Raw genomic sequence first — 2,644 nt, forward strand, 5'->3', positions numbered from 1 at the left:
GATTTATAGTTGGTTTTGCTAAAAATCTTTTATAATATGGTATTACGATAGAGATTAAAGTAAATATCAATAGTATCTGTTGATACCACAATAGGGGGATTACTTCAAATGGTGTCGCTTTACCTTTGCAAAATCCAATAAGTATTAACATTTGTGCTCCATAAGGGATAACTCCTTGAGCAATACATGAAAATATTCCTAAAAGTCCAGCCACTCTTCTTTTATCAAGTTTATGGTCTTGAGATATTTTTTTAGCTATTGGTCCATTTATAATAATGGCTACAGTGTTGTTGGCAACAGCTAAGTCTGTCAATGCAACTAATAAACCTATTCCAAATTCTGCACTTTTTCTTCCTTTTATAAGTTTATTAATTTTATTAAGAATCCATTCTATTCCACCAGCTTTAGTAACAAGAGCCGCAAGCCCTCCTGTTAAAAGTGATAGTAAAAATATCTCATTCATATTAAGGAAACCAATATAAATCTCTTTTGTAAATCCGATTAAAGAAAATGAGTTATAATAGATACCTATTGCACCTGAAAGGACTATTCCTCCTGTCAAGACAACAAATATATTAATTCCTGCTAAGGATAATACAAGTACAAAAACATAGGGTAAAACCTTTAATAGATCATAATCGTAAGTTTGTGTTGCTATAATGTCTAATGGTTTTCCAAAATATAAGAATAATATAAATGTTATTATAGCAGCAGGTAGAGCTATTCCAATATTGGCTAAAAATTTATCCTTCATCATACAACCTTGTGTTCTTGTTGCTGAAATTGTTGTATCTGAAATCATCGATAAATCATCTCCAAACATTGCACCACCCATAACAGCAGCCAATAATATAGGCAGGGGTATGTGTGATTTTGTTGAAAGTTCTATTGCTATGGGAGCTATTGCCACGATAGCACCAACAGATGTACCTGTTGCAGTAGAGATAAAACTTGTTATCACAAAGATTCCTGCTGTTATATAATGAACTGGTATGTATGTAAGCCCTAAATTAGCTGTTGATTCCACTCCACCCATAGCTTTAGAAACACCAGCAAATGCACCAGCTAATAGATATATAACACACATTATAATTATATCTGAATTTCCACATCCTTTTACAAAAGTATCAAATTTTTCATCAATGCTTTCTTTAAAAAGTATAAATGCACAAACAATTCCAGCGATTATAGCTACTGGAGATGGGAGTTGATAAAAAGCCATTTCTGTTCCTTTGATTTCAAAATATAGTCCTGTTCCTAAGTATACTAAGATAAAAACTATAAATGGAATAAGTCCTTTAAAACTTGCGTTGCTTTTATTCATAATCTTTCCTCTAATACAGTTTTTATTATAATGTATTCAGTCCATTTCTTAAATCTGCAATTATATCCTCTACATCCTCAAGCCCTACAGAGATTCTAACTAGTCCATCAGTGATTCCAGCTGTTAATCTCTCCTCTCTTGTATATGGTGAGTGAGTCATTGAAGCTGGGTGCTGAATAAGTGTCTCTGTATCCCCTAGTGAAACTGCTAAAGAACAAAGTTTTAAGTTATTTAATAGAGTTTTTCCTGCATCCATTCCACCTTTTAATTCAAAGGCAAAAATTCCTCCAAAATCCTTCATCTGCTTACATGCTACCTCATGTCCAGGGTGTGTTTTTAATCCTGGATAGAACACTTTTTCAATCTTAGGGTGAGCATTTAAAAACTCCGCTACTTTTTTAGCATTAGAACAGTGTCTCTCCATTCTAATCTCTAAAGTTTTCATACCTCTAATTATATAGTAGGCATCCATTGGACTTAAAACCGCTCCAGTCATATCTTTAACTCCTACAAGTCTAACTTGAGTTACTAAATCCATTTTACCTACAACAAAACCTGCTATTACATCTCCATGTCCATTTAAATATTTTGTAGCTGAGTGAACAACAATGTCTGCTCCCAATGTTAAAGGTTTTTGGCAATACGGTGTTGCAAATGTATTGTCCACTACAACTAATATATCCTCATTGTGTGTGTGAGCTATTTTTGAAACTGCTTCTATATCAACAATTTTCAGATTTGGATTTGCTGGTGTTTCTAAATAAACAACCTTTGTATTTCCTTTTAATGATTTTTTTACAGCTTCTAAATCTGATGTATCTATAAACTCTACGTCTATTCCAAACTTTGTAAGTCCATGACTAAGTAGTGCAAATGTACATCCATAAAGTGTTTTATCTGCTAAAACATGGTCCCCTGCTTTTAAAACTGTCCACATAACTGAAGCTATTGCTCCCATTCCAGAAGCTGTAGCCACTGCTGCTCCTCCCTCTTCTAAAAGAGCTAATTTCTTCTCTACAACTGTTACTGTCGGATTCCCCAATCTTGAGTAGATATATCCCTCCTCCTCTAGAGCAAATCTTTTCCCCCCTTGCTCAGCTGAATCAAATATAAATGTTGATGTTTGATAGATTGGTGTAGCTAAAGTTCCAAAAGGATTTTTTTCACTTCCACCATGAATCGCTATTGTTCCAAAACCATTTTTTTCATTTTTATTCATTTTTTTCCTCCGTGTGTGTGTATTAAAAATATCACTATTATTTTATATCATTTCGATACTTTATTTTCAATAATAGTGATAATAAACTGTTATATAACAGT

General features: G+C 33.2%; 2 protein-coding genes. Both read right to left on the bottom strand.

Features of this window, described 5'->3' with window-relative positions:
• The coding region (locus tag ACMOUI_RS10190; protein ID WP_418965590.1) for a Na+/H+ antiporter NhaC family protein at positions 1–1,327 on the bottom strand (1,327 nt) is incomplete at its 3' end.
• Between the two features lie 22 nt (positions 1,328–1,349).
• Entirely contained in the window at positions 1,350–2,543 is a 1,194-nt protein-coding gene (megL, locus tag ACMOUI_RS10195; protein ID WP_418965589.1) for a methionine gamma-lyase, read from the bottom strand.
• Positions 2,544–2,644 lie beyond the last annotated feature (101 nt).

The organism is Cetobacterium sp. (genome assembly GCF_048470075.1).
Lineage (GTDB): Bacteria > Fusobacteriota > Fusobacteriia > Fusobacteriales > Fusobacteriaceae > Cetobacterium_A.

What these genes read in the sequence shown, in the direction of transcription:
- megL (WP_418965589.1), bottom strand. Translation starts at nt 2,543, where the DNA reads ATGAATAAAAATGAAAAAAATGGTTTTGGAACAATAGCGATTCATGGT.